At 67.1% G+C, this 2,637-nt stretch carries 1 protein-coding gene and 1 pseudogene; both read right to left on the reverse strand.

Annotation, left to right across the window (positions count from 1 at the left end; all coding sequences use genetic code 11):
• The coding region (locus JOZ00_RS23020; RefSeq protein WP_293348575.1) for an FAD-dependent oxidoreductase at positions 1-605 on the reverse strand (605 nt) is incomplete at its 3' end.
• A 288-nt stretch (positions 606-893) separates the two neighbouring features.
• Positions 894-2,637: pseudogene (locus JOZ00_RS23025) on the reverse strand (hypothetical protein); the annotation flags it as partial.

Genomic DNA, 2,637 nt, shown 5'->3' on the forward strand with positions numbered 1-2,637 from the left:
GTACAGGCGTTCGCGATCCTCACGGCGCCATCGGCGGTCACGACCTCGGCTTCCACCAGACCGGCAGCCGCCAACCCGTACGCTTTCGAGAAGCTCCCAAACCCGCCGCCCTGAATCAGGCCCGCAACGCCCACCGTCATGCAACCGCCGCCCTGAACGTAGCGTCCCCCTTTTGTGGTGACCGCGTCGTAGACGTGTCCCCAGAGCGCTCCCGCGCCGATCGTGACGGCCGGTTGGGGCGGGTAGCGCCCGGCGCAACCCTCCCCGACGAACGCATCGTGCTGGGTGACGGCGTTCATTTGCCGAGTCCAGATCAGCAAGGAATCAGCGGCATTTGAGGTGCCCTGGTAGCTGTGGCCACCTCCCTTTACGACAAGTCGCAGACGGTGCTTGCGGGCAAAATTGACCGCCGCGACGACGTCCGCCGTTGTCCGGGCCGCCACGGCGTAGGCGCTCGGCCTGGACGTCCAAGCGCCGACCCAGCCCAAGGTCTGCGTCAGGCCGACCTCGTCGCCGAGATAATACGGGTTTTTCAGCTCCTTGAATACTTGCGCGCAGTACGGGCTCGCCGGTGCCTCCAAGCAAGCCGTAAGCGGTGACTGCACCTTAACAAGTTGGCCCCGGACTTCCCGGCTAAGCCCGTCCCAGTCGGCTTCCGCAGGCCAAGCCGTGTCGCCTGGACGGGCGCGGGACATGGAACCGGGGGTGGCGGTTGCGGCCGTTACCTTTAACGCGCTGAGCACCCAGGACCAAATCCCGGGCAGCAAGGGCACGGCCGCGACCAGCCGCAAGAGTCGTCTTCGGTTCATTTGCTCGGGTTCGGTCTGAAAAACTGGGTGAGGACTGGCAGGCGCGTCGCAGCGGATCGCGTCTGCGTCTCAGCCACTTTCCTTCTAATCCAATCCTTCCAGCCGCAGGCAATGCCCCCGGCCTGACTTGTCTCGGGCGAAAATGGTTCGTCCATCCGGCGCAACGGCGCAACGCAACATCGGGCCCTCCCCGGAAAACCCAGCGAGGTGGTTTCCGCTCTCCACATCCCATACGCGCAACGTATGGTCCGCGGACGCCGAGAGCGCGCGGCGCCCGTCAGGCGTCACCGCCACCGCGGTGACCAGGTCCTTATGGCCTGTGAGCGTGCGTACCAATTGGCCGGTCTCCAGGTCCCACATACGCAACGTATGGTCCGCGGACGCCGAGAGCGCACGGCACCCGTCCGGCGTGACCGCCACCGCGGTGATCCAGCCGGTATGGCCTGTGTGGATGCGCCGCGTGTCGCCCGTTGCCGAATCCCATGCGACCAACACCCCGGACTCGCACACCCCGACGGCGCATCGACCGTCAGCGCTCATCGCAACGGCCGTGACCACGTCCGTTTGACCGGCGAGCGTGCGCAGCGAGCGGCCGGTCTCCAGGTCCCACAGCCGCAACGTCCCGTCAGCCGAGGCCGAGAGCGCACGCCGCCCGCCGGGCGTGATGGCGACGGCGCTGATCACGTCCGTATGGCCCGCCAGCGTGCCCGGTGAACGGCCGGCTTCCAACTCCCAAAGCCGCAGCATCCCGTCCGCCGAGGCCGAGAGCGCACGGCTCCCCTCCGGCGTGACCGCCACCGCCGTTATCCAGTCCGTATGGCCCGCGAGTACCCGCAGCAAGTCGCCGCTTTCCAAGTCCCAAATTCGTAAGAGGTGAGCGTCGGACGCCATGGCAGCGCAACGCCCGGTGGGCATGGGCATCAGGGCAGTAATGCCTTCAGTCTGACCCGCCAACGTGTGCACCGATTGTCCCCTCTTTATGTCCCACAGCCGCAGCGTGTGATCCGCCGAGGCCGAAACGGCGTGGCGCCCGTCCGGGGTAACGACCACCGCCGTTATCCAGTCCGTATGGCCCGCGAGGGTGCGCACGGACTGCCCGGTTTTCAGATCCCAGACCCGCAACGTATGGTCAGGCGATCCTGAAACGGCGCGGGAACCGTCAGGCATCAGTACCAACGCCGTGACGCTATTGGTGTGACCTTCCAGGGTACGCAGCAATTGCCTCCGTTCTATGTCCCAGACCCGCAGCGTATGATCCGCCGATCCTGAGACGGCACGGCGCCCATCGGGCGTAACTGCCACGGCGGTCACCCAGGCCATATGACCCTGGAGCGTGCAGACCGAGCTGCCGCCATTTTCCAGGTCCCACACCCGCAACGTGTGATCCGCCGAGGCCGACAGGGCGCGCCGCCCATCCGGCGTAACCGCCACCGCATTGACCGCACCCGTGTGGCCTCGCAGCGTGCAGACCAGACGCCCGCCACTTTCCAGGTCCCACACCCGCAACGTGTGATCCGCGGAGGCCGAGACGGCGCGAAGGCCGTCCGGCGTGACCGCCAGGGCGTTGACCGCGCCGGCGTGCCCTTGGAGCGTGCATACCGAACGGCCGGTTTCCAGGTCCCACACCCGCAGCGTGCAATCCGCCGAGGCCGAGACGGCGCGAAGGCCGTCCGGCGCGACTACCACGGCGGTGACCACGTCCGCGTGGCCTCGCAGTGTGCGTATCGAATGGCCGGTTTCCAGGTCCCACACCTGTAAGGTATGATCCGCGGAGGCCGAAATCGCGCGATGACCATCCGCCGGAATCGCCACGGCCCAGACTGGGCCC

This window comes from Mycobacterium sp., from assembly GCF_019243155.1.
GTDB lineage: Bacteria > Actinomycetota > Actinomycetes > Mycobacteriales > Mycobacteriaceae > Mycobacterium.